General features: G+C 48.4%; 22 protein-coding genes and 1 pseudogene. 12 read left to right on the forward strand and 11 right to left on the reverse strand.

From position 1 onward, the window contains the following. Nucleotides 1–12: 12 nt before the first annotated feature. The 7 genes from yaaA to C1H71_RS10040 form a co-directional block, all read right to left on the reverse strand. On the reverse strand, nucleotides 13–774 hold the full coding sequence (gene yaaA, locus C1H71_RS10010) for a peroxide stress protein YaaA (protein ID WP_130106432.1): 762 nt from the start codon (nucleotides 772–774) through the stop codon (nucleotides 13–15). A 218-nt stretch (nucleotides 775–992) separates the two neighbouring features. Beyond that, nucleotides 993–1,607, reverse strand: a complete 615-nt coding sequence (locus C1H71_RS10015; RefSeq protein WP_130106433.1) for a response regulator transcription factor — start codon at nucleotides 1,605–1,607, stop codon at nucleotides 993–995. Between the two features lie 115 nt (nucleotides 1,608–1,722). Further along, nucleotides 1,723–3,969: a PAS domain-containing sensor histidine kinase gene (locus C1H71_RS10020; protein ID WP_130106434.1), complete on the reverse strand. Its 2,247-nt coding sequence runs from the start codon at nucleotides 3,967–3,969 to the stop codon at nucleotides 1,723–1,725. 301 nt (nucleotides 3,970–4,270) lie between these two features. After that, nucleotides 4,271–5,266, reverse strand: coding sequence for a 2-hydroxyacid dehydrogenase (locus C1H71_RS10025; RefSeq protein ID WP_130106435.1), 996 nt, complete (start codon nucleotides 5,264–5,266; stop codon nucleotides 4,271–4,273). 203 nt (nucleotides 5,267–5,469) lie between these two features. Continuing rightward, nucleotides 5,470–5,727 carry a hypothetical protein gene (locus C1H71_RS10030; RefSeq protein ID WP_130106436.1) on the reverse strand — a complete coding sequence of 86 codons (258 nt, stop codon included), beginning with the start codon at nucleotides 5,725–5,727 and terminating at the stop codon, nucleotides 5,470–5,472. A 42-nt stretch (nucleotides 5,728–5,769) separates the two neighbouring features. Next, nucleotides 5,770–6,705, reverse strand: a complete 936-nt coding sequence (locus C1H71_RS10035; protein WP_130106437.1) for a complex I NDUFA9 subunit family protein — start codon at nucleotides 6,703–6,705, stop codon at nucleotides 5,770–5,772. Nucleotides 6,706–6,716: 11 nt separating this feature from the next. After that, a complete protein-coding gene (locus C1H71_RS10040; protein ID WP_130106438.1) occupies nucleotides 6,717–8,609 on the reverse strand; it encodes a lytic transglycosylase domain-containing protein in 1,893 nt (630 codons plus the stop codon). Nucleotides 8,610–9,283: 674 nt separating this feature from the next. On the opposite strand from C1H71_RS10040, the gene glyQ reads away from it, so the two are divergent. The 6 genes and pseudogenes from glyQ to C1H71_RS10070 all read left to right on the forward strand — a co-directional run bounded on the left by glyQ (nucleotide 9,284) and on the right by C1H71_RS10070 (nucleotide 14,954). Beyond that, nucleotides 9,284–10,174, forward strand: coding sequence for a glycine--tRNA ligase subunit alpha (gene glyQ / locus C1H71_RS10045; RefSeq protein WP_130106439.1), 891 nt, complete (start codon nucleotides 9,284–9,286; stop codon nucleotides 10,172–10,174). A 9-nt stretch (nucleotides 10,175–10,183) separates the two neighbouring features. Beyond that, nucleotides 10,184–10,663, forward strand: a complete 480-nt coding sequence (locus tag C1H71_RS10050) for a hypothetical protein (protein ID WP_130106440.1) — start codon at nucleotides 10,184–10,186, stop codon at nucleotides 10,661–10,663. Between the two features lie 180 nt (nucleotides 10,664–10,843). Continuing rightward, nucleotides 10,844–12,916 carry a glycine--tRNA ligase subunit beta gene (glyS, locus tag C1H71_RS10055; RefSeq protein WP_130106441.1) on the forward strand — a complete coding sequence of 691 codons (2,073 nt, stop codon included), beginning with the start codon at nucleotides 10,844–10,846 and terminating at the stop codon, nucleotides 12,914–12,916. An 85-nt stretch (nucleotides 12,917–13,001) separates the two neighbouring features. Continuing rightward, the gene (gene gmhB, locus C1H71_RS10060; RefSeq protein ID WP_130106442.1) at nucleotides 13,002–13,550 is read left to right on the forward strand and encodes a D-glycero-beta-D-manno-heptose 1,7-bisphosphate 7-phosphatase; all 549 of its coding nucleotides are present in this window, start codon (nucleotides 13,002–13,004) and stop codon (nucleotides 13,548–13,550) included. Further along, nucleotides 13,551–14,285, forward strand: coding sequence for a lysophospholipid acyltransferase family protein (locus tag C1H71_RS10065; protein WP_130106443.1), 735 nt, complete (start codon nucleotides 13,551–13,553; stop codon nucleotides 14,283–14,285). After that, a pseudogene (locus C1H71_RS10070) lies at nucleotides 14,269–14,954 on the forward strand (M48 family metallopeptidase). Before C1H71_RS10065 ends, C1H71_RS10070 begins: the two are co-directional and overlap by 17 nt. A 261-nt stretch (nucleotides 14,955–15,215) precedes the next feature. Here C1H71_RS10070 and C1H71_RS10080 read toward each other — a convergent pair. The 4 genes from C1H71_RS10080 to C1H71_RS10095 all read right to left on the reverse strand — a co-directional run bounded on the left by C1H71_RS10080 (nucleotide 15,216) and on the right by C1H71_RS10095 (nucleotide 20,512). Then, nucleotides 15,216–16,670: an NAD(P)H-hydrate dehydratase gene (locus C1H71_RS10080; RefSeq protein ID WP_130106446.1), complete on the reverse strand. Its 1,455-nt coding sequence runs from the start codon at nucleotides 16,668–16,670 to the stop codon at nucleotides 15,216–15,218. Further along, entirely contained in the window at nucleotides 16,667–17,410 is a 744-nt protein-coding gene (locus C1H71_RS10085; RefSeq protein WP_130106447.1) for a flagellar brake protein, read from the reverse strand. Before C1H71_RS10085 ends, C1H71_RS10080 begins: the two co-directional genes overlap by 4 nt. 116 nt (nucleotides 17,411–17,526) lie before the next feature. Then, on the reverse strand, nucleotides 17,527–18,117 hold the full coding sequence (locus tag C1H71_RS10090) for a nucleotidyltransferase domain-containing protein (RefSeq protein ID WP_130106448.1): 591 nt from the start codon (nucleotides 18,115–18,117) through the stop codon (nucleotides 17,527–17,529). A gap of 91 nt (nucleotides 18,118–18,208) precedes the next feature. After that, nucleotides 18,209–20,512: a penicillin-binding protein 1A gene (locus tag C1H71_RS10095; protein ID WP_130106449.1), complete on the reverse strand. Its 2,304-nt coding sequence runs from the start codon at nucleotides 20,510–20,512 to the stop codon at nucleotides 18,209–18,211. Between the two features lie 228 nt (nucleotides 20,513–20,740). Here C1H71_RS10095 and C1H71_RS10100 point away from each other — a divergent pair, with 228 nt between their 5' ends. From C1H71_RS10100 to C1H71_RS10125, 6 genes are all read left to right on the forward strand, one after another. Beyond that, on the forward strand, nucleotides 20,741–21,814 hold the full coding sequence (locus C1H71_RS10100) for a pilus assembly protein PilM (RefSeq protein WP_130106450.1): 1,074 nt from the start codon (nucleotides 20,741–20,743) through the stop codon (nucleotides 21,812–21,814). Further along, nucleotides 21,811–22,407, forward strand: coding sequence for a PilN domain-containing protein (locus tag C1H71_RS10105; protein ID WP_188053171.1), 597 nt, complete (start codon nucleotides 21,811–21,813; stop codon nucleotides 22,405–22,407). The genes C1H71_RS10100 and C1H71_RS10105 overlap by 4 nt, the downstream gene beginning before the upstream one ends. A gap of 1 nt (nucleotide 22,408) precedes the next feature. Further along, nucleotides 22,409–23,041, forward strand: a complete 633-nt coding sequence (locus C1H71_RS10110; protein ID WP_130106451.1) for a type IV pilus inner membrane component PilO — start codon at nucleotides 22,409–22,411, stop codon at nucleotides 23,039–23,041. Beyond that, complete coding sequence (locus C1H71_RS10115) at nucleotides 23,038–23,583, forward strand: pilus assembly protein PilP (protein WP_188053173.1); 546 nt, start codon at nucleotides 23,038–23,040, stop codon at nucleotides 23,581–23,583. Before C1H71_RS10110 ends, C1H71_RS10115 begins: the two co-directional genes overlap by 4 nt. Beyond that, nucleotides 23,580–25,700 (forward strand): type IV pilus secretin PilQ, encoded by a 2,121-nt coding sequence (pilQ, locus tag C1H71_RS10120; protein WP_130106452.1) that lies wholly within the window; start codon nucleotides 23,580–23,582, stop codon nucleotides 25,698–25,700. Before C1H71_RS10115 ends, pilQ begins: the two co-directional genes overlap by 4 nt. A 64-nt stretch (nucleotides 25,701–25,764) precedes the next feature. Next, the gene (locus C1H71_RS10125; protein ID WP_130106453.1) at nucleotides 25,765–26,301 is read left to right on the forward strand and encodes a shikimate kinase; all 537 of its coding nucleotides are present in this window, start codon (nucleotides 25,765–25,767) and stop codon (nucleotides 26,299–26,301) included. Nucleotides 26,302–26,420 lie beyond the last annotated feature (119 nt).

A 26,420-nucleotide genomic window follows, 5' to 3' on the forward strand; every position in this document is an offset into this window, starting at 1 on the left:
CTGATGAGATATCTATTCAGTATTGCGTCTAAATACCCAGCTCATTCCGTTCGATACGCTTGGGGTAAATTGATAGCCTTCACTATTAAACGCTTTTAAATCTTCGGCTTGATTAATGTTGTGGCTGGCGGCCCAGCGTACCATTAGACCTCGGGCGCGTTTGGCGTAGAAGCTGATTATTTTGTATTTGCCATTTTTATAATCTTCAAATACTGGTGTAATAAGCGGGCTATTTAATAGTTTGGGCTTGACCGATTTAAAGTATTCGGTAGAGGCTAGATTAACTACTGTTTTAGGCTGTAGTTGGTTGATTGCTGTAGTAATGGTTTCTCCCCAAAAGGCGTAGAGATGATTACCCGCAGGATTGACTAGAGACGTGCCCATTTCTAAGCGATAGGGCTGAATTAAATCTAAAGGGCGTAGCAGGCCGTATAGGCCGGATAAAATGCGCAGATGGTTGGATAGATAATCCAGTTGAATTTGATTCATTTCCCCCGCATTGAGCCCCTCATAAACATCACCCATAAAAGCCAGTACGGCTTGCTTGGCGTTGCTTGGCGTAAAGTCTGGATGCCAGGCTTGATAACGCCCAACATTAAGCGCCGCCAGTGGATCAGATAGCTTCATAAGGCTGGCAATTTGAGCCGGTGATTGCTGCTTAAGCAGCTTAATGAGCTGAGCGGAGTGAGCCAAAAAATCAGGCAGGCTGAAGTCGGGGGTGACGGGGGGAGTCGTGTAATCCAGCGTTTTGGCTGGAGAGAGCAACATAAGCATGGCGGACTTTTATGGCTGGATGAGCGTTGAAAAACTAAAAGCGGCAAGAAATCTGTGGCCTGTAGGCTGGGCACAAAAATGTGCCCAGCCTACATGAATACCTTGGGGCGGAATGAAAGTTAAAAATCGCTTATGGTGCTCGTGCCATGTTGCAATTTTCTCCTTGTTCAGCCTCAAAACTGGGCCAAGCGCAGCCGTGAATGAAACGTCAATAGAGCCTAAGGCTCAACCCCTGAGCCGCGCAGTAGGGCCGCGAGTTCCATGGCGGTTTTGACCTGCATCTTTTCTAAAATCCGTGCACGGTGAACTTCTACGGTTTTCATGGAGATGGATAAATCATCGGCAATTTGTTTATTTAAACGGCCTGTAAGAATTAGCTTCATCACTTCACGCTCGCGCGGGGTGAGTGTGCCAAGGCGTTTGGTGATTTGCATTTTGATTTGCCATACACCGCGCTTGGTGGCGTCGTTGGCAAGGCAGCGCTCAACCAGATCAACAATATCGTTATCGTTAAATGGCTTTTCAACGAAATCGGTTGCGCCTTGTTTTAATGCGCCAACGGCCATTGGCACATCGCCGTGGCCAGTTAAAAACACCACGGGTGGGCAATATGGGTGTTCTTTGATCCGATCAAACAGCTCTAAGCCGCCCATGCCGGGCATGCGTACATCAAGTAGCAGGCAGCCGTAACGCTCGGGTGAGTAATCTGCAAGCAGCGCTTCGGCACTGGCGTAGCTATCGGCACGGTGATTACGGGTGGAAAATAGCCAGACGAGGGCATCACGAATAGCGTCATCGTCATCAACAATTGCAATGCGGCGATCAAGGTTCATTAGCGTGGGTTTCCTCTGAGGGGGCAGTAAAATCTACCGTCAGTTTGAATATTGGGTGGAAAAAAGCGCTGCATCTCGCATACGCCATTGTCAACATTGATTGCGAGAGCGTGCGTCAAGGTTCATTTGCCTGAGATTCCTCAGAGAACGGAACAGTAAAGATAAAGCGGCAACCGCCGCTAGGATTGTTTTCTGCCCAAAGACGGCCTTGGTGGTATTCAATAATCGAGCGGCAAATATTCAGCCCCATCCCCATTCCTGTGTCTTTGGTGGTGTAAAACGGTTTAAATAATTGTTCCATTTGTTCGGCGCTAATACCAGTGCCGCGATCCGCAATGATAACTTGTAAGTAATCATGCTCGCGGCTGAGCATAATTGCTAATGTTTTTTGTTCGATCGGGGTCTCGCTCATGGCCTCCATAGCGTTTCGGATCAAGTTGAATAATACTTGCTCCAGCATGATGGGATCGACATAAAGGTCAGGCAAATCGCTGGGCTCTGAAATGCTAATTGCGACTTGTCGTCTAACGGCCTCGTGGGATTGCAAATCCAGTACGGTATCAAGCAGACCCGTAATAGTGCAGCGGCGGCGATGTGGTGCACGGCGCTGCACAAACTCTCGAATGCCACGAATAATCTGCCCAGCTCGCCTAGCCTGCTCGCCCATCTTGTCGATGGCTTGCGATAGCTGCTGTAAATTAGGCGTTGGGTTGGCCAGAATATTGCGGCAACCAGAGGCGTAGCTGGCAATCGCGCCCAGTGGCTGGTTAAGCTCATGCGCAAGGCTAGAGGCCATTTCGCCCATTGAGATTAAGCGGCTGGTTTGCTGGATTTTTTCGTTTTGTAGCCGCTCGCGTTCGGCGGCAGATTTTAGCGCGGTAATATCGGTGGCTACTTCTAGCCAAACATCGGAATCATCTACCCATAAATTATGGCGGCTTTTAATCTGAAACCAGCGTTTATGAAGGCCATCATACCATTCGGAATCGACCGGAGTATCAAAGCGGCGGGCGCTAAACGGCACGATACAACAGCGGCCACGTCGGTCTGGCAGATTGAATGAGCGATCAAATTGCCGGTTACTCATCAGCAGCTCACCGCTATCTGCATCACTCACGGCTACGGCGGTATCGAGGCTATCGAGCACCGTTACAAAGCGTTGGTGCGAGGCTTGTAATACTTCGCGCTCACGTTTTAGCTCGGTAATATCGTAGAGTGAGCCCATCCAGCCAATATGCCTGCCTTCGGCATTGATTAAATTGGAGCCGTGCAAGCTCACATCAAAGCGCTCGCCATTCTTACGCATAAAGCGCACTGCTTGGCCGTTTGGGTCGGCTCTGCCTTGGCGAATGGCATCAAAGGCGGCTTGGCAGCGCTCTAATTCTTCCGGCGGCCAATATGGCAATGGCGGCTGTTGGCCGAGTAGCTCATCTGCGCTATAGCCGGTCATTTCGCAAAAAGCGCGATTTACATAAATAAGACGGCCATCCTTATCCATCGCGCGCATCCCACTGACCAGCGAGTCTTCCATCGCTTGGCGTAAGGCGGTTTCTGCTCGCAGCTGAGATTCGGCAAAGGAGCGTACTCGCATCACGCGATGCAAAAGTGCGGTGGAAGCCAGCATACCTATAGCCAATACGAGTAATAGCCAAGGCAATGATTCGGTAAGCCTATGCCTTGGTGCATGATATAGCTCGGCTTGTATCGCAAGGCCAAGCGGTGGGGAATCGAGGGAGATGCGGGTTTTTAGACCGCTGGGGTCGAGTTGGCGGCTGGATTTTGCGGCGAGGGTAGCAAAATTGTGGTTGAGCAAGAGTACCTGATAGCGCTGAGCAATCCACCACGGTACCTGTTGCTGAAGGAGGCGATCAAACGATATTGTGGCCACAATGAAGTGCTTTCCATCGGCCATCGGCAGCGCAAATTGGGCTAAAGAGGGCTGCTCTGGCTCGGTACGTAAATAGCTCCAGCCACTTTCACCGTTAAAAGGCAGCGTTCTTTGTTGCGGGGCGCCCCACCAAACATTTGAATCTGTTTGGTTTCTGATGACGAGGCTGATGATTTCTGGGCTGTTTTGAATTAAAGACATAGCCCGCGCCTGAAAGAGTGCGGATTGTCTGCTGTAATCGGTGGCGGCTAAGGCGGTAATCGCGTCAGTATCAGCGATGATTTGTTGGGTAATGGCTTGTTTTTGCCAGAGCAAATCTTGCTCTAGCTGATTGCTACGTTCTTTTTTACCTTCGTCGGTGGTTAGTAAAATCCAGCTGGAAAAAGCGAGCGTAAATAACGCGGCAATCAGACCTGGCAGTAGTTGTAGCCAACGGCCAAATTGCGGGGAACGGGTGATGGAGTGGATAGTCAATCTGCTAAGCCAAGGTATTGCCCCGAGAAGGTCGGGAATCTTTACAGAAGGCTAATACGGATGTCAGGAATTGTCTAGCAGCCTGTCGGACTTAGCATCAGTCAGCTGCAAAATCACCTGATCGGCCTATATTTCACCAGATTTTTGACCAATAACTCGTTATTGGTGCTGCAAATCCGGCAAAATCTGGTCTCGACCATGCGATTTTTCGCTTCGACCGTCTAAGTCCGATAGGCGGCTAGCTGGTTGTTGGGTTAGGCGCGTTATATAGCAAGGCAAGGCCCGCAGGCCTTGTAATGACTTACACCGTTACAGGATTAATCAACGGCTTGCCATGCGCAAAGGCGCTGACTTCACAGAGCACTGCCTCAGCGATATTTTCTAAGGCTTCAGTGGTTAAAAAACCTTGATGCGAGGTGATCATGACATTGGGGAAGGTGGTGAGCCGTGCCAGCGTATCGTCTTCTAAGGCAAAGCCAGATAGGTCTTCAAAAAATACACCTTCTTCGTATTCGTAGACATCTAAACCCACACCGCCTACTTGGCCGCTTTTGAGCGCATCGAGTAGGGCGTTGGTATCGATTAAACCGCCTCGGCTGGTGTTGATGACCACAGCACCGTGCTTCATTCCTGCGAGGGTATTGGCATTAATCAAGTGCTTGGTTTCTGGCGTGAGAGGGGTGTGCAGCGAGATAATATCTGATTGCGCTAATAGCTCAGGCAGCGAAACAAACTCGCAGCCCATTTCTGCCGCGCGTTCTGCCGTGGGGTTGCGATCAAAAGCCAGTACTCGGCACCCAAAGCCATGCGCAATCGACATGGTAGCGGCACCAATCTTGCCCGCGCCAATTACACCAAAGGTGCGGCCATGCAAATTAAAGCCCACTAAGCCATCTAGCGAGAAATTGCCATCCCGTACTCGGTTATACGCACGGTGTGTTTTGCGCACCAAGGTAAGCAGCAGGGCAAAAACGTGCTCGGCAACGGCTTCAGGTGAGTAAGCGGGAACTCGCGTCACACTGATGCCATACTTGGCCGCCGCATTAAGATCAACGCCATTAAAGCCAGCGCAGCGCAGCGCCACTAACTTAACGCCTAATTTAGCCAATTGCTCCAAGGTGGCAGCATCAACACGATCATTTACAAACGGGCAAACCACTTCAAAGCCCGATGCTAGCGCTGCGGTTTGAATATTGAGGCGGTCTTCAAAAAACACCAGTTCATGTCTATGGGGGAGATTAGCTTGGCTAAGTGAGGCTTTATCGTATTTTTTACTATCAAAAACGGCGATGCGCATGGTTAAGCTCGGTTGATATTTGATTTAAAACTTAAGAGCCTAGCAGCCTGTCGGACTTAAGACTGATCTACTACGGACAAGCCTGATTTGGCCATATTTCACGCATTTTCTCGTTGAATAGCCAGCTATTCGCTTCAAAAACCCACGAAATCTGTCTCAAACCGGTCTTTCCCTCGCTACGATCGCTTAAGTCTGACAGGCTGCTAGCCTTCTTTAAACATATGGGTATGGCTACTGGTGAGCGCTCGACCTTTCCAGTGAAAACCGGAAATCTTTGCGGTGAGTACATCTGCCGCCGCAGCACTTTCTGTATGTAGTTGCACTAAGGCCAGTGCGTTATCGGAGCCGCCTTCGGTGATCGTTACCGCTCCAAATTCATGTAAACCAATTTCATCGGTAAGCAGTGTTTGCACGTCTTCTACACTAACTTCAGCAGGAAGATTGCCGATAACAATTTGCATGGTTAAACCCTTTTCATTGAGGATAAGTAAAAAAATAGTGATTTATTTTCTGCCTGCATGGCGACGTAAACGGTTGTAGCGGTTGGCTTTGTTCGTGGCTAAATAGCTAGGAGCGATGGCCTCTAAGGCCATCGGCCGCCAAGCGAGCTCAGGGGCAAAGCCTGCGGAGTCGATATTATCGACTTGCAAGGAGTCAAGGTTGTCGTGGCTAAGCGGAGGGTTGGGTAATAGGCTCATTAGGCTAGCTTGTGCCCTTGCGGCCCAATTTGGTAAGGAAATAATAGGCCTACATGTACCAATAGTCTGAGCGGTATAGCGCACTAATTCTTTGAGGGTATAAACCTTGGGGCCGACGAGGCTAAGTGTTTTGCCAATTAGGGCGGTATTGCTCACGCCTTCGGCAAAAGCACGCGTGACATCCTGCACCCATACAGGTTGGAAGCGCGTGTCCGCCCCTGCCAGTGGTACAAATGGCGCTATTTTAAGCAGGGATGCAAATAGATTTAAAAATTGATCTTCCTCACCAAATACCACAGACGGTCGATAAATAGTCCAATCTAAGCGGCTGGCTAAAACCAGTGCTTCTGCCTCGCCTTTGCTACGCTGATATATGGATGGCCCATGGATATCGGCACCCAAGGCGCTCATATGCAGATAGCGATGCACGCCTTGCTCGGTACAGGCGGTGATGATTTTTTCGGTGAGCGTGACATGGGCGCGTTTAAAGCTGGCTTCAGAACCTTGCAAGATACCAACTAAATTGATCACTATGTCTTGGCCTGCCACTAGCTTGGCCAAGGTGGCCGGATCGTGCACATCGGCGTTGATCAGATTAAGGTGGGTGAGCGGCAGTAAGTCAGCCCGCACCTGCTCACGCTGGCGTGTTGGCAAGGTGACGTGGTGTCCTGCCGTAGCGAGCTTGGCGGCTAGCTGGCGGCCAATAAAGCCGCTGCCTCCTATCAATAGAATGTTTTGCATCTTGTGGCCTTTTATTCGGCGGAGCCAGCCTTGGCATTAATATTGGCCAGCCTTTGTTTGAGTGGCATACCTTGCCCAGAAAAAGCGTGAGCATAATGAATAGCGTTAGCCATCACTTTTTTCACGTAATCGCGGGTTTCATCAAAGGGAATGGTTTCGATATAAATCACGCCATCCAGTGTTTGTTTGCCTTGCCATGCACGGGCTCGTCCTGGCCCAGCGTTGTAGCCTGCTGTTGCCAAAATTTGGTTATCGTCTAGCTGCTCCCAGATATAACGCAAATAGAAGGTACCAAACGTGATATTGGTCGAAATATCGTGAACTTCTGCGGTATTAAAGCGCTTATTACCCATTTTTGCTGCAATCCACTTGGCTGTGGCAGGCATTATTTGCATCAGCCCACCTGCACCAACTCCTGAGCGGGCGTTACTGATAAAGCGGCTTTCTTGGCGCATTAGGCCGTAAACCCACGCGGGGTCTAAGCCCTCGTTTTTAGCCGCGGGCTCGATCACCTCGCGGTAAGGTGTGAGGTAACGCAGGCTAAAATCGTGCAATTGCTTGGTGCGTTCAGCCGAATAAATGGCACGGTCAAACCAATTTTGCTTGAGCGCTAGCTCCGATGCCGCCAGTAATTGCTGATCGCTGAGGCCGCGCATTGCCCAATTCCACTCGCGAATAGCCTCTATCCGCCAATCTTGATCGATCAGTGCTAAGGCACGTTGCACGCCAGGCATTGCGCGAACTTGTTTGATTTCTTCGCTGCTTGCCTTGTAGCTCACATTGGCGGGCGAGATGCTATTACCTAATTCTTCTCTTGATAATAAGCCGTAAAAGTCGTGGTTCTCAGCCGTACTGGCCCAAAGCTGATTCGCCTCCAGCGTTTTATTTTGGCTTTTAAGGATGCGAGCCTTCCAATACATCCAGCTACTTTCTTGCTGCTCCTTGGTGGGCAGCGCTTCAATGCGGGCAAGCGCGGTATCCCAATTAGAGAAACGCAAAGCCGCACGAATTGCCCAAGCGCGATCCTCGCTTTCCATGCCTTGGCCATCGCCCTTGCTCAGCCAGTTGGAGGCTTGCTCATGCTGTTTTTTTGCGGCAACTAGGCCGATCTGTTGCCAAGCATAAGCTTTATCTTTGGCAGGCAATTGGCTCTCTAGATTGTTTAATAGGCTAGCCGCACGATCTGGGCTAGCCCTAGCGATTCTGCCTAAGGCATAGATGGCTAATTCACGGCCAGCAGGGGTGGCGAGTGAGAGCTTGCCGAGCTGTTTATCGGGCGAGGCAACGACTGCATTCACATTTTTAACGCTGAATTCAGCAGGGAAACCAACGCGGGGTGCTAATTGCCGTGCAAGCTCAGTGCGATTGCCGCTCAGTGCAATGCGGATACGCGTCCAAGCATCGGCAGTGCCAAGATCATTGCTATTAAATAAGGCATCAAATACGGGGTTGCAAGCCTCTGCTTGTGGTTTAGATGAAAACCATAGCGCTTTGGCTTCTAGTAAAGGGCCGCGCTCATTATTGGCCAAGCCAGCTTGCGCATTCAGGCAGACTAATTCATTGCTTGGGTTATCTACCTTTGCGTATTCGGTCTCAAAACTCACCCAGCTTTTACGGCGCCCCAATTCTTTGAGCCATTCCACTCTAAAGCGTTCTGCAAGCGGGCTATTGCCGTAATTTTTAAAAAAGCTTTGCGCATCACTTTCGCTGACGCTGGAAATTTGCGTACTCAGCCAGTAATAACGTGGATACATTTCTAAGGGCTCGCCAGCGCTGGAGTCGGCCATTTTTGCGATGCTGGGTAAATCGCGGCTACGGGCGGCTTCACGAAGCTGAGCAAGATCTAAGCGAGCTTGAGCACTGGCAGAAAGCGTTAGGGAAGCAATTAATAATAGTTTTTTCATAGTTCTTTAAATGTATTGAGCAGGCAAGCGTAGCTTAAGCATAACTTAGGCTTGTTGTTATTCGTAGGTTAGTAATTGTAAAAAATAGAAAATATTTTTTCGCGACATGATCTGAGGTTAACGAGAGGCAAGGTCGGCTGTGCTAAGCCCCTCTGGGCTGTGTAGGTGGGTTTTGAGTATTCTTGCAGGTGATTACCATGTCACACATGGCGCGATGATCCTTGGCGGTCTATTTTTAAGTAACGTTAAGTCTTGCTGACTAGATTTTAACTAAACCTTTCAAAGTTATTCGGAATCAATACTTGCTGCTGCAACGAATTTTCTAGGGCCAGCAGGGAAAGCCAATTGCGTTAAAGCTTCGGCTTGCTAACGCGCTAGTGGCGAGTACGGTAGCTATTATGTTTTGGTCAGCGTTATTTTTTCTTTTCAAGCTTATGGATGCCCCTTTTTTTATGGTTGGCGGTATTTTTTGCAGATTCAATGCGCAGTCCAGCAGCGGGAGTTTAAGCAGGCACTTCAGTTGCTTGGCGAAGCAAACAAATCACTTCATTGAGTGCTTACACAGCAAAATACTGTGATTAGCATAAGCTGAGGATCCATCCTGATCTCCCGATAAAGGGTAAAAGCTAGTAGAATCAGGGCGTTTAAGAATATTAAAGAACGAGAATGGGAATATGCTGACTTTCCAAGAAATTCTGCTCACGCTGCAAAACTACTGGGGCCGTAATGGTTGCGCGCTATTGCAGCCTTACGATATTGAAGTAGGCGCGGGTACATTCCATACCGCAACCTTTCTGCGCTCCCTAGGCCCAGAGCCTTGGAATGCCGCTTATGTGCAGCCTTCACGTCGTCCTAAGGATGGTCGTTATGGCGAAAACCCAAATCGCTTGCAGCATTATTACCAATTTCAAGTGGCTTTAAAGCCATCGCCAGACAATATCCAAGATCTCTATTTGGGTAGTTTGCGTGAGCTGGGTATTGATACCAGTGTGCACGATATTCGCTTTGTAGAAGACGATTGGGAAAGCCCAAGCTTGGGCGCGTGGGGCTTAGGTTGGGAGGTGTGGTTGAACGGGATGGAGGTCACTCAGTTCACCTATTTCCAACAGGTTGGCGGTATTGATTGTAAGCCGGTGCTGGGCGAAATCACCTACGGTGTTGAGCGACTCGCCATGTATTTGCAAGGTGTGGAAAACGTTTACGATTTAGTGTGGACAGTTTATCCAAATGGCCAAAAAGTGACTTACGGCGATATCTACCATCAAAATGAAGTAGAGCAATCGACGTATAACTTTGAACACGCCAATGTGCCGCTGCTGCTCGATTTATTTAATAAATTTGAGAGCGAAGCCGCGCGCCTAATGGAAGCCAACTTAGCCTTGCCAGGCTACGAGATGGTGATGAAGTGCTCACACGTCTTTAACTTGCTGGATGCGCGTGGCGCGATTTCAGTGACAGAGCGTGCAGCGTATATTGGCCGCGTGCGTACGCTTTCTCGCCTAGTGGCGAGGGCGTATTACGATTCGCGTGAAGCATTGGGTTTCCCAATGTGCCAAGTTAGTTAGGTGATGGCGATGATCCGCTATTTAATCTTGATTGCTTTGCTGACGGGTTGTGGAAAATTTGAAGATGAGGTCTATGGCCCGCTTGAAGTTCCCAAAGAGGGCGATTGGCGCAGTTATGGCGTGATGGCGGATTATGAAATGTTCGTCGATGTGAAATCGATTACCCACGACGACGACTACGCGCCTACTAAGTACACCTATGTTTGGTTGCAACAGAAGTTTAATGAAGACCAAACGGATGAAGTAACTAAAAAGCAATTTCGCGTGAAGTACTCGCGCCATGCGATTGATTGCCCATCTAAGAAAATGGCCGGCACTTTAAGCGATATGCGTGATACAGAAAACCGCCAGGTGGCACGTTATGATATTCCTGGTTATCAGTGGGAATTCGATGAGCCGCTAGCCAATAGCTTTGGCGGTGATTTTGTTCGTCAAGTCTGCAAAATTATGGCAGAGAAAGAAGCTAAAGCTAAATTAGAAGAAAATTAACTGATGTTACAAAAACATCTTTTACCTACAAAAGACATAAACAATGTGTGGCAAAGTTGCCTGTATTGCTGCATGTTGCCGACTAAATAGGGGCGAAATCAGTGGCTTAGCTTTCGTGATCTTTTGTGGGCGAAACCTTTTTTCAAAATGCCACTGCGTCATATCAGAGAATTAAATCCCATGTCCAATTCTGTATCTCAAACACTGCTAATAGAAATTTTTACCGAAGAATTACCACCTAAAGCTCTACCTAAATTGGGCGCTGTATTTGCCAGTGGCATTTTTGATGAATTAGCTAAATTGGGTTTTGTCGCCAAAGAAGCCGAAATGGAATCCTTTGCTAGCCCGCGTCGGCTCGCTGTATCGGTCTCCAATGTGCTGGCGGTGCAGCCTGATCAAGCCATTGAGCGCCGCGGCCCTGCCGTGGCTTCAGGCTTTAAAGATGGCGTGCCAACCCCTGCCTTGGCAGGCTTTGCACGTAGCTGCGGTGTGGATGTGGCCCAATTGGCGCAAGGCTCAGATGGCAAGCAAGATGTTTATGTCTTTTCTTCGGTCAAGGCTGGTGAAGCGCTGACTAAAGTCTTGTCGGGCATTATTGCCGCCACGCTTAAAAAACTGCCTGCACCCAAAATGATGCGTTGGGGCGATCGGGACGGCCAGTTTATTCGCCCAGTGCATGGTCTTGTGGTGCTGCATGGCAGCGAGGTTATTCCTGCCCAGTTCTTGCACCTAGAAGCCGGCCGCAGCACGCTGGGCCATCGCTTTTTATCAACAGAGGCGATTGAGCTGGCTAATGCGGATGAATACGCCGCTCGTTTGTTTGATGATGGCTTTGTTGAGGCGAGCTTTGATGCCCGTCGTGCCTTGATTGCAGATCAGCTTAACAATGCCTGCCTAGAGTTAAACGCACAAATTGCGCCCGCTGATGGCCTACTGGATGAAGTCACTGCGCTGGTGGAGTGGCCCGTGGTGTACACCGGCAATTTTGATGAGAAATTCTTAGCTGTGCCGCAGGAATGCTTGATTTTATCTATGCAGCAGCATCAAAAATACTTCCCGTTGCTGGATCAAAACGGCAAGCTATTACCTAAGTTTTTGGTTGTTTCCAATCTAGAAACACCAGACCCAAGCCATATTATTCATGGCAATGAGCGGGTATTACGCGCACGTCTTTCGGATGCCGAGTTCTTTTTTGAACAAGATAAAAAGAAAAAATTGGATTCCCGTGTGCCGCAATTGGCCAATGTGGTTTATCACAACAAAATTGGTAGCCAGCTCGAGCGTGTTGAGCGCCTACAAACTATTGCCGCTGCGATTGCCTTAAAACTGCACGCCGATGTAGCCGATTGTAAACGTGCGGCTTATTTAGCTAAGGCAGATTTGATCGCCGATATGGTGGGTGAGTTCCCTGAATTGCAAGGCGTGATGGGCATGTATTACGCTCGTATTGATGGCGAAAACGAAGCCGTTGCTGCTGCAATTGAAGGCCACTACCATCCGCGTTTTGCAGGCGATAGCCTGCCGGTTGGCGCTGTAGCACAGACGGTTTCGCTGGCAGACAAGCTGGAATCGATTGTGGGGATTTACGGCATTGGTCTGATCCCAACGGGGGATAAAGACCCATTCGCCTTACGCCGTGCCGCACTGGGCGTATTGCGTATGGTGCTTGATTTACCGCTAGATTTAAAAGAGTTGCTGAGTCTTACCGCTGGCAGCTTCCCTGCTGGAGTCGTAGCAGAGGGTACGGTAGAAGGCGTGTATGGCTTTATGCTAGATCGCCTAAAAAACTACCTCGCTGCAGATTATCCAGTTGCGGATATTGACGCGGTGTTGGCGCTGAAACCTACCCTCTTAAATGAGATGGTGATTCGTTTGCAAGCGGTAGCGGTATTTAAGTCGCTGCCAGAAGCAACGGCCTTGGCTGCGGCCAATAAGCGTATTCGCAATATTCTGAAGAAGGTTGAAGGCGACTTACCTGTACTAAATGCCGCCTTGCTGAGCGATGCCGCTGAAATTGCACTACACGCCGAGTTGTTGAAACTGCAACCTATGGTGAGCAGTGCTTTGGCTAGCCAAGACTTTACGGGCGCATTGAAAGCATTAAGTGCTTTAAAAGAGCCTGTGGATGCTTTCTTTGATTCGGTCATGGTGATGGCAGAAGATCTAGCTGTGCGCGGTAATCGTCAAGCTCTACTCGCAGCCTTAGCAAGCCTAATGAATCAAGTGGCAGAGCTGTCTTTACTGGCTGAGTAAAAAAATAATGTAGGGTGGGCACGTGTAGGGTGGGCACAAAAACGTGCCCACCCTACTGCTTGTTAGATGAAAAACGGAGTCGCGTATGAAGTTATTGATTCTCGACCGCGACGGCGTAATCAATGAAGATAGTCCTGATTATATCAAAACGCCGGAAGAGTGGATTCCCGTTGCAGGCAGTTTAGAGGCGATTGGCGAATTATCCCGCTCTGGCTGGACGATTGTGGTGGCGACTAATCAAAGCGCAATTGGCCGCAAGATGATTAGTGTGGATGTATTAAACCGAATTCATGCCAAGATGCATCGTGCCCTTGCCGAGCAGGGTGGGCATATTGATGCGGTGTTTTTCTGCCCGCATGCACCGGACACCACCTGCGTTTGTCGTAAACCTAATCCAGGCATGCTCTTAGATATCTCTAGCCGCTTTCATGTGCCGAGCGCGCAATTAGTGATGGTGGGGGATTCATTACGCGATTTGCAAGCCATTGCGGCGGTGGGGGGCAAGCCTATCTTGGTGCGCACCGGTAACGGTGTTAAAACTGAACGAAAAGGTCTGCTGCCCGATGGTACGGAGATATTTGACGATTTAGCGGCTTTTGCCGCGCATTTATTGGCTCCTGAAGGTGAGGATTAAATGATTTGGCTGCGTTCTATTTTGTACTGGTTGGCTGTTCCTATAGTAACTCCGATTTTTTGTGTCATTGCGATTCTCATTCTGCCGCTTCCCCCTATGCTGCGTTACCGCATTATTCGTGGCTGGTCATGGATTATGCTCAAATGGCTTAAATTTACCTGTGGCCTGACTTACCGTGTGGAAGGTCTTGAAAACTTGCCTGCTAACCCAGCCGTGGTGATGAGTAAACATCAATCGGCATGGGAAACGCTGGCGCTGCAGCATGTATTTCCACCGCAAGTTTGGGTGCTAAAAAAAGAGTTATTAAAGCTGCCGATCTTTGGCTGGGGCTTGGCTACCCTATCGCCGATTGCGATAGATCGCTCTAACCGTGCTGAGGCGCAAAAGCAGTTAATTTCTCAAGGTAAAGATCGCTTAACTAAGGGTTTTTGGATTGTGATTTTCCCTGAAGGCACGCGTGTACCATCCGGTGCTTATAAGCCTTATAAGCAAGGTGGGGCGCGCTTGGCGCTGGATTTGGAAGTGCCTATTGTGCCGGTTGCGCATAATTCAGGTGAGTATTGGCCACGCAATTCCTTTTTAAAATGGCCTGGTGAAATTGTGATGGTGGTGGGTAAGCCGATCGATCCTGCAGGGCGTAGCCCGCACGATGTCACCCAAGAAGTTGAAAACTGGATTGAGGCTGAAATCCAGCGTTTTGGCGGCGTTGGCCCCTGCTATGCGCCCAAAAAATGAAGCTTATTTATTGCGGCTGGCTGATAAAGAAATCGCTTATCAAGTAGAGCGTAGCAGCCGCCGCCGCTCAATTGGCCTGAAAATCACCGCCGATGGGCTGACTATTGTTTTGCCTGCACGTGCCCCTATCAAAGAAGCTGAGCGGGCGATCCAAAGTAAGTTAAAGTGGATATTAGCCAAGCTGGCGCAGCCTATGCCCGCCGTTGTGGCCTTGGCGGCGGGAAGTAGCGTGCTGTGGCAGGGCCAAGCTAAGTTTGTGCAGCTGGCGGCGGGCAGGACACGGCTAGAAGCAGAAATTTTATACGTTTCTGAGTTGATCCCCCTTCCAACAGCGCTTACTCGCTTTTATCAGCGCAGCGCTAAGGCTTATTTTTTACAGAGACTTGGCTTTTGGAGCGAGCAGATGGGCTTGCAGCCACGGCAGTTGTTTGTAAGCTCAGCCAAAAGCCGTTGGGGAGTTGCACTGCCTTAGGCGATATTCGGCTGAACTGGCGCTTAATGCAGGCTCCGCCGCAGGTGATTGATTATGTGGTGATTCATGAGCTAGCGCATCTGGTAGAGCTTAACCACTCCTCACGTTTCTGGGACATCGTTGCCGAAGCATGCCCAGATTGGAAAACAAAACGGCTTTGGCTTAAGCAAAATGGTGCGCTGCTATTTGCGTGGTAAGCCCGACAGGCTGCTAGGGTCTGTTGGCGTTTCATTCACAATTGTGCTGAGCCAGAAAACGGCTAAGCACAAGGCAGTCCCCCAAAAGACATCTTGAATTACAGGCTGCATAGAGAAAGGCATTTTGTTGAGTGGGGCCGTTTTCTTTGGGTATTTTCAAACTTAAGTGCTCGGGATGTCACCTTAGCTCGCAGCATGGGGCTTTACCTTTCGTTTTGAGGCGTGCTGAAGGCCCTGAAATAGATTGCGTAAGTAAGTGATCTACTCGCAAGTCGCTAAAGCATGATTCAAGGCTGCTCTGGCATAGATGATCGTTTCGCTGGCGCTTAGACCTATCCCGCCTAAATTTTCCCTGCACCAGTCTTCTGCTGCTCTGCCATGTAGCCAGCAGCCGCTTCGTACCGCCGCCAATGGCGCTAGGCCTTGAGCGATGAGTGCGGCGATGATGCCGGATAACACATCGCCTTGGCCAGCACTGGCAAGGGCGGCATTGCCGCTGCCGTTGATGCTCCAAGATTGCCCATCCGTACAAATTGATCCTGCACCTTTGAGTAGTACCGTGGCGTGATAACGCTCGGCAATGGTTTTGGCTGCAGCAATGCGGTTGGCTTGCACTGCTGCGGTGCTGGTTTGCAGCAGTCTTGCTGCTTCTGCAGGGTGCGGGGTAAGAATAGTGGCTGCACTTCGCTGGGTGATGGCTACGGCTAACTGGCTAGTGCTTGCCAGTAGATTAAGAGCATCTGCGTCTAGCAGCAGTGGCAGCGGGCTGGCAATGCTTTGCTGTACCAGCGCCATTGCCTCTTGGCTAGTGCCAAGCCCAGGGCCAATCACTAGCATGGTGAGCGCGGGGTGTTGGAGCGCAGCTGCTGCAGGATGCAGCATAAGCTCGGGCTGTGTGGGGTCTACGCTTAATATTTTATCGAGTAAGCCAAGTACCACACGGCCTGCGCCTAATTTTAACGCGGCGCGGCCAGCGAGTAGCGTGGCGCCAACCATAGCTGTTGCTCCGCCAATAATCCCTACGGTGCCGTAACTGCCTTTATGGCTATCCGCTTTGCGCAGTAAATTGGCAATGGCGCTAGGTGCTATCGTTTGTAAATAGCCATCTGGCTCTGGGTAGAAAGACTGGGAGATTTGTAAATTGAGTAAATGAATATCACCACAGGCATTACAGCCTTGGCCGGTAAATTGGCCAGGTTTATGCGCTATAAAGCTGAGTGTGTGAGTGGCTTGCACCGCGTTGCCTGCACCATTATCGGCCATTAATCCACTGGGGATATCTAAAGCAATAATAGGGCAGGCCAGCGCTTGCAGCTCTTGGATTATTTGGCTATCAGTGGCAGAAAGTACGCGATTAAGCCCAATGCCATAGAGGCCATCAATGGCTAAATCAGCGTGTAAGGTGGTGTGGTTTTGGATTTGTCCACCGCAGGCCAACCATTCGGACAAGGCCTGCTGCGCATCTGGCTGTGTTACTGGCGCGCTAAGCCGTAGAAAAACATTTTTACCGGCATGACGTAGCTGTTTTGCGGTGAGTAAAGCATCGCCGCCATTATTGCCAGATCCTGCCAAAACATAAATATTTTGCGCATTAGGGTAGTGTTTCAGCACCCATTGCGTGCTGGTTTTGCCCGCTCTTTGCATGAGCGACAAGCTGGCCGCAGCGGTTTCGATTTGCCTTAAGGTGTGGCTAAAAAAGAGCGGGGCATTTTTCATTCGCGGGAGATTCTTTGGCGTTCAATTTTATTGATAAAACGCTGAATAAGCGTTTGCATTTTTCCTGATAAGTCAAAGAAACGGAAGCCTACGCGCTGGGTTTTAATCCCGTTTTTTAGCGTTACATCAATCACAATGCATACCTGCATATCGATCTCAATCAAACCAACATCAAGCAGTTGAATTCGACAATTATGCAAAGTATTTCCAACCACCATGGGTAGATCCGGCGAAACGCCCAATAAGCTTAAACCGCCCAAGCTAATATCCGTGACTAATAACTCGGGATGACCGCCATGCGCTAATGGAATGGTGCAAACCACTTTTTGTGACATGGGAATATCAAGGCGATAAAAGTCTCGTCTTTGCATGCGTAAAGTTTGCACGGGGCCCGCACTACGGATTGCCGTTCGGCTCTCATAACTAACTAGATTGGCATTAGGTAGCTCAAATTGGATTTTTACTTTATTCACCACACCAACGAGCAAAATACGGTTTTCTTTAGTTAGGGCTTCATTGGTTTTTTTATCATTACTACCATCGAATAGTAGGCCTTGATCATCCATCGCCAGGAAGGTGCTAATCGCAAAAGGCTCGCGCTTGCCAGCTGGGTACAGGCAAATGATCTCGCCTTTTTCTAGTAGTTGGCTAAGTAGGTATTTAATTTCGATGCTAGAGGTAACTAGATAAGGCCCAGGGTCAGAAACAAAGACCGGCTCTAGTGTTGGGGGTTGTTGCATTATGTAATCAGCAAGTAAGAGATAAGCCACTTTATATCATTGGTGGCACTTTAATCCTAGGATATACGCGTTGCTACTTAGTTATGGCTAAGGGCCTGTTGATAAATAGAGGCTGATTAAACAACCATGCCACTAAAGGAGAGTAATGCTTCTAGCTCATCAAGGCGCATTCTTTCTTCTTTAATTCTTTCTGCTGCCCTTGGCTTTACATGCAAACTAATTTGGGTATTGTCATACCAAAAAGAAAGTGAAGGGTAGTCAGCAAGTTGGCGGCCATTGGCAGCAGGGAGAAGATCGTAAGCGATGTGTTGGTTGAGTAGAAAAATCTCTGCTGATTTAGGGTCATCTAAAAACAGCAGCAAATTAATATCAGAATTGGGGCCTGCCACGCCAGAAAGTACAGAGCCAGTTAGATAGGGTTGAAATTGCGCCAAAATACGCATGATTTTGAGTGCTTTTAGCCGCAAATGATTCAGGCTATCGTTGTGCTCAGGTTGATAAACCGCTCGATAGCTTGCCAAGGCGATTTCAATTTCTTGATTAGAGGGCATCATTCGCCCCTCACTAATCCCAAGTTGCTTGGCGGCTTTTTTTTTGGCTAAGGCAAAATCATGCAGATGATCTTCCGCAATTAAGCGTGCGGCACGTTCACAAATCTGTGCGCGTAGATGGGCATATTGGCGATCGAGAACGTATGGCTTGCTCATGATTAGGTATCCCTAAAAGAGTATTCCTTGATCTCGCGATGAGGGCAGGCCAAGCAGTGCTCGGCCCATCCTTACCTTATACTTTGCAACTTTAAAACAGTAATTCTTTGATCTCATCCAGTGGCTGGGCTGCCCCCGCTCCACCTCCCAATCCTAATTCTGGATTGGTTTGCAGGAATTCGCTGAAGAAATATTCAGTATATGAGCCACGCTCGGTTTGCATGGTCTGCGGTGTTACGCCTTCAGGCACAGGATAACTGACGTTATCCACGCCTTTTAGCGCTTTATTCATAAAGTTAACCCAAATTGGCAGTGCCGCAACTCCACCATACTCTTTAGCGCCTAAGGAGCGAGGTTGATCAAAACCTACCCAAGAAATAGCCACCAAGCCTGGTTGATAACCGGCAAACCACGCGTCATTGGCATCATTGGTCGTCCCCGTTTTACCAGCCAAATCACTGCGGCCTAAGCTATTGGTTTTCGCTCCCGTGCCTTGGGTGGCCACATCGTGCAGCAGGCTATTCATCACAAAGGCATTTCGCGCATCTAAAGTGCGTGGTGCATTTTCACCGGCAACTTCAGGCTGGGTCTTGGCTAGAACACGGCCGTGGCCATCTTCAATTCTATCTACAAAATAGGAGCGAACTCGATAGCCAGTGTTAGCAAATACCGCATACGCCTCGGCCATTTGCAGTGGTGTAACACTGCCTGCTCCTAAGGCCATCGTTAAGTAAGCAGGGTGTTGCTTAGGGCTAAAGCCAAAGCGGCTAATGTGTGCTTGGGCATAATCCACTCCGATGGCTTGCAATACACGAATGGTGACCAAGTTTCTTGAGCGTGTAAGTGCAGAGCGTACACTCATCATTCCTTCAAATTTGCCATCGCTATTTTTAGGCTCCCAGCTTTGTCCTCCTACCTGAGCTGGGTCTATCACCAATGGCGCATCGTTGATTTGAGTTGCAGGAGTTACACCACGCTCTAATGCGGCTGAATAAATGAAGGGTTTGAAGCTAGAACCGGGCTGGCGCCATGCTTGGGTAACATGGTTAAAGGAGCTACGGTTAAAGTCAAAGCCACCAGCTAGTGCGCGAATAGCCCCATTTTGTGGATCTAATGCAACAAGCGCACCTTCAACTTGAGGAAGTTGTGAAATAGCCCAGCCTTTCTCCATTTGCTTGATTCGTACAATTGCGCCAGGCCGAATTCTGATTGCTGGGGCCACTTTTTCAGAAAGCATGGCTCTAGCAAAGCGTAAGCCATCACCTTCTATTACTAGTAGCTCCCCTCCTTTTTTATAGACGCGAACAGATTGAGGGCTGACACTTAAGACAATCGCCGCTTGCAAATCGCCCGAATCTTTCTGCTCTGAAAGCGTTTCATCGAGTAGCTCTTCCTTGCCAGGTAAAATTACTTCAGGCGCAACAAAGCCCTCTGGCCCACGATAGCCGTGGCGAATGTCGTAGTCGACCAAGCCTTGTCGCAGTGATTGATAGGCCGTTTCTTGGCTATCACTACGAAGGGTGGTGTAAACTTTGTAACCTTCAGTGTAAGTTGATTCTTTGTAGCGTTCTAGCATCATTTGCCGCACCATTTCTGCCAAGTATTCGGCATGCACGGCGTACTCTTGCTGGCCTCGTTTAAGAACGAGCGGAGCGCTCTTTGCGACCTCATAATCACTGTCGTTGATGAATTTTAGTTCGTGCATACGTCGTAGAACGTATTGCTGACGCAGCTGAGCTCGTTTAGGGTTTACAACTGGATTATAGGCAGAAGGGGCTTTAGGTAAGCCAGCAAGCATTGCCATTTCAGCTGGGCTAAGTTGTTTTAGCTCTTTACCGTAATAGGTTTGAGCTGCTGAGGCAAAGCCGTAGGCGCGTTGACCGAGGTAGATTTGATTGAAGTACAGTTCAAGAATTTGATCTTTAGAAAGATTGTGTTCAATTTTGAATGAGAGTAATGCCTCGTTGAACTTACGAGTAAAGGTTTTTTCGTTAGAAAGGTAGAAGTTGCGCGCTACCTGCATCGTGATCGTACTGGCTCCAGATTTGGATTGCCCTGAGGTCAGATTGCCTATCATGGCTCTAAGTACACCAAGGTAGTCGATGCCACCATGCTCATAAAAGCGCTCGTCTTCAGCAGACAAAATGGCTTGTTTCATTAACAAGGGTACTTGGTCTATTGAGGTAAAAGCGCGGCGTTCTTCGCCAAATTCACCTATTAATACGTTATCGCTGGTGTAAATGCGGAGTGGAATTTTAGGTCGGTAATCTGTGAGCGCTTCAAGGGAGGGCAGGCGCGGGTAAGTGATTACCAGTGCAAATGCACCCAAGCCTGCGGCAAGGATCACTAGGCTGATTAGGATACCGGCAAAAATAAGTAGGAGGCGTTTGCTCATCGCTAAAATATAGATATTTGAAGTGCTGCTAATTTACGCGAATATGAGAATGTATGTTTGGCATTTATTTTTTCTCGCCAAATGTTAAAAAAGCACTAATGTTAGTAATAATGTTGCACAACAACCGAGAACCAGCTTCATGCTTTACAGGTATATCTCGCACTGCTACGATCTACAGAAGATTAGCAAATGCTTACATTTAATAATTTTTTTTAAAAGGAAAGTGAGTTGAATCTCGATTTCCTCAAACCCAAAGCACCTGCGCTGATTGGGGTGGATATAAGCTCTTCGTCCGTGAAAATGGTCGAGTTGAGTCTATCAGGCACCACCTACAGCCTTGATCGCTATGTGATTGAGCCCCTACCTAAAGATGCCGTGAGTGATGGCAATATCGCCAATATGGATTTGGTGGTGGAAGCCATCAGACGTGCATGGCGGCAAATGGGCTCTAAGATCAAAAATGTAGCGATTGCCCTGCCGCCAGCGGCGGTGATTACTAAAAAAATCTTGGTCCCCGCCGGCTTGACCGAGCGTGAGCTTGAGATGCAGGTTGAAACTGAGGCAAATCAGTACATTCCTTTTTCTTTGGACGAGGTGAATCTCGATTTTCAGGTGCTGGGTGTTTCTCCTGTTGCGCCCGATGAAGAAGAAGTACTGATTGCGGCAGCAAAAAAAGAGAAAGTGGATGAGCGCGTCGCGGCGATTGAAGCCGCAGGTTTACGTGCGCTGGTGCTCGATGTTGAGTCGTATGCCACCCAAGCCGCTTTTGAATTGATGCAGCCACAATTACCCAATAATGGCGATAAACAAATCGTGGCAGTGGTGGATATCGGTGCCACTGCTATGCATATGAATATCTTTAAAGATGGTCAGTCTATCTACAGCCGTGATCAAGCTTATGCCGGTAATCAACTGACGCAAGAAATTCAGCGTAAATTCAACATGTCGAGTGACGAAGCCGAGCAGGCTAAAAAGCATGGTGGATTGCCTGAAAACTACGAGCCAGAAGTGTTGCAGCCGTTTATTGATACTTTAGCTCTTGAAATCTCCCGCTCCTTGCAGTTTTTCTATACCTCCAGTAACTACAACGCGGTGGATCATATTCTGCTGGCTGGTGGTTGCAGTGCTATTTATGGTCTAGATGACGCGGTGTCTAGCCGCACCAATGTCAGCAGCGCCATGCGTGCCAATCCATTTCAAGGAATGGCAACCGGAAAAGTACGTGGAAAACAAGTGCAAGTGGATGCCCCTTCTCTTTTAATTGCCTGCGGATTGGCAATGCGGAGGTTTGACCCTTCATGATTCGGATTAATCTGCTTCCTCACCGTGAGCAAAAGCGTGTTGCACGCCAGACTCGCTATTTAGTTTTACTTGGGTTAACCGCTTTGGCGGCGATTGCCGTGATTGTGGCTGGCTATCTTTTTTATGCCGCTCGGATTGAAACCCAAAATGAGCGCAATCAATTTTTGACGGACGAAAATATCAAGTTAGATCGTGAAATTTCTGAAATTGAAAAATTGAAATCAGAGAAACAATCATTACTTGATCGTAAAAAAATTGTTGAGCGCTTGCAGTCTGGCCGATCAGAAGTGGTTATCGCGATGGATCAGCTGGTTCGGCAGACCCCTGAGGGTATTTATTTAAAAGAAGCCAAAGCGCTTAACGATCAAATAACTCTGGTGGGTTATGCGCAATCCAATGCCCGTGTTTCTACTCTAATGCGTAATTTAAACGACTCTGAAATCTTTGAGCAACCTGTGTTGATTGAGGTGAAAGCCGCACAAGTGGGTAATCAAAAATTATCGGAGTTTACCCTTACGATTAAAATAACGCGGACTGTAGATGAGGCTGCTAATGCTTCAGTACCAGCTTCACGTAGACGGCAGGGGAGCTAGCATGACTCTCGACGAATTACGAAATTTAGACCCTAAAGACATTGGTAATTGGCCAATTGCAGCTCAAATTGGTTTGATTGTTGTATTGTTTTTTACGCTTACTTTGGGCGGGTATTTTTACGTCTGGGGTAGCCAAATGGATGAGTTAGAAACTGGTAGGGCAAAAGAAGAGCAGCTAAAAGTCGATTTCGTAGAAAAAAAGCGCAAGGCGATAAATCTAGACGCCTATCGCCAGCAATTACAAGATATTCAACAATCTTTTGGTGCTTTACTACGACAATTGCCTAATAAGTCGGAGATGGAATCCTTGCTTACCGAGATTAACCAAGCGGGCGTGGGGCGTGGTTTGTTTTTTGAGCTATTTAAACCAGGTACTGAAGTAAAAACGGCGGAGTTTGCCGAATTACCGATTGATATTCGAATCTCTGGTAACTATCACGATTTAGCTGCTTTTGTGAGTGATGTGGCTCAGCTATCGCGTATTGTTACTTTAAGCAACCTATCGCTTACGTCAACGAAAGATCCTGAGGTGATTTCAATGCAAGCGATTGCAAAAACATATCGCTCGTTAGATGAGGCCGAGGCGCAAGCGTTACATCAAGCTGCATTAGACGCTAAGAAGAAACAGAAATGAAAATTCGATCTAGCTCAATCAAATTAAGCGCGCTGATGGTATTCACCGCATTTTCTTTAAGTGCTTGTTTTGGCGAGGAAAATGGTGATTTAAAAGCATGGATGAAAGAAAGTGCTGAAGGTCTGAGAGGTAAAGTGGAGCCATTGCCTGAGGCAAAGCCTTATGTTTCGTTTGAATATAAAGCGTTTGACTTAAGTGATCCATTTCGCGCTGCAAAAATGGAATTAGCCAAAAAAGGCTCTGGGGGTGGGCTTGCGCCTAACACCAACCGTGCCAAAGAGATTTTGGAAAATTACGATCTAGAAAAACTACGCATGGTAGGAACCATTACTCAGGGTAAGACGATGAATGGTTTGATCCACGCCCCCGATGGCAATATTTATCGGGTGAAAGTAGGGAGTTATATGGGGCAAAACTTTGGCATGGTGACAGCAATTACAGAAATTGAAGTTCAACTCAAAGAAATCGTTGAAGACAGTGGGGGTGATTGGGTGGAGCGCACCACGAATTTATCCCTTGATGAAGCGGAGCAAAAAAAATGAAAATACTCAATGTCATCAAGCTGGCAAGTCTTATGTGCATAGCTTGTTTTTCCTCTTTTGCTGCTACGGCAGCGAGCATTACTGCCATTGATGTTAGCAATGTATCGGCAGATAAGCAGGTTATTCGTTTAAGTTTTAGTGGCCCAGCTCCTGTTCCTACCAGCTTTTCTGTGAACACTCCGCCTCGGGTTGCTTTTGATTTTGCGGATACTACCAATGCAGCGGGTAAAAGTTCGGTGCAAGTAAATGGCGCTGCGCTGCGCTTGATTAGCTTAGCTGAGGGCTCAGGGCGTACGCGCGTTGTGCTCAATATGCAAAAGCAAGCGGCGTATCAAACCAAAGCGGAAGGGAATGATTTTTATATTACGGTGGATGGCACCAGCAGTGCGGTCACCGCTCAGGCGAAGACCACGCATTTTGCTGAGAGCAAAGCGCCTGAGGCGAGTAGTAAAAATAAACGGGATAGCATCGAGAACATTGATTTTCGCCGTGGTAAAGATGGTGAAGGAAAGGTTGTTATTGATCTATCCAGCCCCAATGTGGGCATTGATATCCGTCAGCAGGGTAAAACTTTGTTGATTGATTTTAATAAGGCCGCCTTACCTAAAAAATTAGAGCGCCGGATGGATGTAAGTGACTTTGGTACGCCGATCCAAAAAGTGGATGCGTACAGCCAAGGTGAAACCAGCAAGATGATTATCGAGCCTAAGGGCAACTGGGAATACTCGGCTTATCAAACTGAAAATCGCTTTATTGTTGAAGTGCGCGAGGTCAATGACGAGCGTAATAAACAAGCTGGGATTAAGCCTGCATTTAAGGGCGAAAAGCTCTCGTTGAACTTCCAAAATGTTGAAATTCGCGCTGTTTTACAAGTGATTGCTGAGTTTACTGGCCTGAACTTTATTACTAGCGATACAGTAACGGGCAATATAACCTTGCGTTTAAAAGACGTGCCTTGGGATCAAGCGCTGGATATTATCTTGCAAGCCAAGGGGCTGGATCAGCGTAAAAACGGTAGCGTATTGTGGATTGCGCCTCGTGAAGAACTCGCCAGCAAGGAAAAGCAAGAGCTGGAAGCGCGTAAGCAGATTGATGAACTTGAGCCTACCCGCACTGAGTCATTCCAGCTGCGTTATCAAAAAGCTGAAGACTTAAAGAAAATGCTTACCGACGAGAAGCAGCAAATGCTTTCAAAGCGCGGCAGCATTGTGATTGATGCACGGACTAATACTTTGTTTGTGCAGGATATCTCTAGCAAGCTAGAGCAAGTGCGCTCGGTTATTGCTAAGATCGACGTAGCGGTGCGCCAAGTGCAAATTGAAGCACGTATTGTTGAGGCCAACGATGGCTTTAGCCGCGAGCTGGGGGTGAAGTTGGGTTGGGGCTCACGAGGCCACTTAGGTAGCACTGATTTAGGCTTGGGTAATAGCTTAGATAATGCCGGTAAAGGGATTGGTGTTATTCCTGCAACGGCAGGGACTACACCGAGTGCAACAACTCCTGTTAATAATATTTTAACTATGGGCAATAACGTGAACTTCCCTGCGATTGGTTCTGGGGTAGGTGCACCGGGTACTTTTGCGCTGATTGCTGCTAATGCTAATTGGTTGCTAGGCTTAGAAATCAGTGCTTTGGCTGCAGACAACAAAGGTAAGATTATCTCTAGCCCACGGCTTGTAACGGCTGACCAAGTTGAAGCCTCTATTGAAAGCGGGGAAGAGATTCCTTACCAAGAAAGCTCACAAAACGGCGCTACAACGATTTCGTTTAAGAAAGCGACTTTGTCATTAAAGGTGACGCCGCAGATCACGCCTGATGGCAATGTGATCATGAAGCTCAACGTAACTAAAGATAGCCGTGGCACGGTCACCTTGGGTATTCCATCGATTAACACCAAGCAAATCAATACTACGGTTTTGGTTGAAAACGGTGGCACGGTGGTCATCGGCGGTATCTACACGCAAGAAGTAGGTACGGATGTGACTAAAGTGCCGTGGCTAGGAGATATTCCTTATCTGGGGAATCTATTTAAAAACACCCTAGAAAAAGACCTACGCCGTGAGCTATTGATTTTTATTTCACCTAAAGTGATTCAATCAGACTTGTCATTACGTTGATAATTTAAAATTATTAGTCAGATTAGCGGGGCGCAAATCGCGCCCCGCTCTGCTTTCCGCTACAATGCTTGGCATGAAACTGCCAGGCAATTTTTTTCTGGTCGGCATGATGGGTGCCGGCAAAACCACCGTAGGGCGAGCACTCGCTAAAGTCAGCGGTAAGGTTTTCTATGATACGGATCACGAGATTGAATCTCGGACCGGAGCAAAGATTCCAATCATCTTTGAAGTAGAAGGTGAGGCCGGATTTCGCCGCCGTGAAGTGGCGATGATTAAAGAGCTTGGTGCGCAAAAAAATATCGTGCTAGCAACGGGTGGCGGTGCGGTGCTGAACCCTGCTAACCGTGCGGTACTGAGGCGTGAAGGCTTTGTGATTTATTTGCGTGCCAGCGTGGATGAGCTGTATTTGCGCACCTGCCACGATAAAAATCGCCCACTCTTGCAAACTGAAAACCCAAAACAGCGCTTGCATGAGTTTTATGCCATTCGAGATCCCCTCTATTGCGAAGTTGCTGATCTGGTGATTGATACCAGCCGGCAGACTGTGCATTCGCTATTGCAATTATTGATGAAAGAGCTGGAGCTGCACGCGGATCGTTGAGCTGAGTTTCCAGCAAGGATTGGGTGCGTATTAACCCCCAAGTTGGCATGTCCGTCATCCCCGAATGTATTGATCGGGGATCCAGCAGTGTCACTGGATTCCCGACTAAAGCACTCGGG

This window comes from Iodobacter fluviatilis (assembly GCF_004194535.1).
Classification (GTDB): Bacteria; Pseudomonadota; Gammaproteobacteria; order Burkholderiales; family Chitinibacteraceae; genus Iodobacter; species Iodobacter fluviatilis_A.

Bases quoted from the DNA above. Each gene is read 5' to 3' on its own strand.
- C1H71_RS10035 (WP_130106437.1), bottom strand. From the start codon at position 6,705: ATGCAAAACATTCTATTGATAGGAGGCAGCGGCTTTATTGGCCGCCAG.
- pilQ (WP_130106452.1), top strand. From the start codon at position 23,580: ATGAAAATACTCAATGTCATCAAGCTGGCAAGTCTTATGTGCATAGCT.
- C1H71_RS10110 (WP_130106451.1), top strand. From the start codon at position 22,409: ATGACTCTCGACGAATTACGAAATTTAGACCCTAAAGACATTGGTAAT.
- C1H71_RS10090 (WP_130106448.1), bottom strand. From the start codon at position 18,117: ATGAGCAAGCCATACGTTCTCGATCGCCAATATGCCCATCTACGCGCA.
- yaaA (WP_130106432.1), bottom strand. From the start codon at position 774: ATGCTTATGTTGCTCTCTCCAGCCAAAACGCTGGATTACACGACTCCC.
- C1H71_RS10080 (WP_130106446.1), bottom strand. From the start codon at position 16,670: ATGAAAAATGCCCCGCTCTTTTTTAGCCACACCTTAAGGCAAATCGAA.
- glyQ (WP_130106439.1), top strand. From the start codon at position 9,284: ATGCTGACTTTCCAAGAAATTCTGCTCACGCTGCAAAACTACTGGGGC.
- C1H71_RS10065 (WP_130106443.1), top strand. From the start codon at position 13,551: ATGATTTGGCTGCGTTCTATTTTGTACTGGTTGGCTGTTCCTATAGTA.
- C1H71_RS10115 (WP_188053173.1), top strand. From the start codon at position 23,038: ATGAAAATTCGATCTAGCTCAATCAAATTAAGCGCGCTGATGGTATTC.
- glyS (WP_130106441.1), top strand. From the start codon at position 10,844: ATGTCCAATTCTGTATCTCAAACACTGCTAATAGAAATTTTTACCGAA.
- C1H71_RS10025 (WP_130106435.1), bottom strand. From the start codon at position 5,266: ATGCGCATCGCCGTTTTTGATAGTAAAAAATACGATAAAGCCTCACTT.
- C1H71_RS10015 (WP_130106433.1), bottom strand. From the start codon at position 1,607: ATGAACCTTGATCGCCGCATTGCAATTGTTGATGACGATGACGCTATT.
- C1H71_RS10125 (WP_130106453.1), top strand. From the start codon at position 25,765: ATGCTTGGCATGAAACTGCCAGGCAATTTTTTTCTGGTCGGCATGATG.
- gmhB (WP_130106442.1), top strand. From the start codon at position 13,002: ATGAAGTTATTGATTCTCGACCGCGACGGCGTAATCAATGAAGATAGT.
- C1H71_RS10040 (WP_130106438.1), bottom strand. From the start codon at position 8,609: ATGAAAAAACTATTATTAATTGCTTCCCTAACGCTTTCTGCCAGTGCT.
- C1H71_RS10085 (WP_130106447.1), bottom strand. From the start codon at position 17,410: ATGCAACAACCCCCAACACTAGAGCCGGTCTTTGTTTCTGACCCTGGG.
- C1H71_RS10030 (WP_130106436.1), bottom strand. From the start codon at position 5,727: ATGCAAATTGTTATCGGCAATCTTCCTGCTGAAGTTAGTGTAGAAGAC.
- C1H71_RS10105 (WP_188053171.1), top strand. From the start codon at position 21,811: ATGATTCGGATTAATCTGCTTCCTCACCGTGAGCAAAAGCGTGTTGCA.
- C1H71_RS10050 (WP_130106440.1), top strand. From the start codon at position 10,184: ATGATCCGCTATTTAATCTTGATTGCTTTGCTGACGGGTTGTGGAAAA.
- C1H71_RS10095 (WP_130106449.1), bottom strand. From the start codon at position 20,512: ATGAGCAAACGCCTCCTACTTATTTTTGCCGGTATCCTAATCAGCCTA.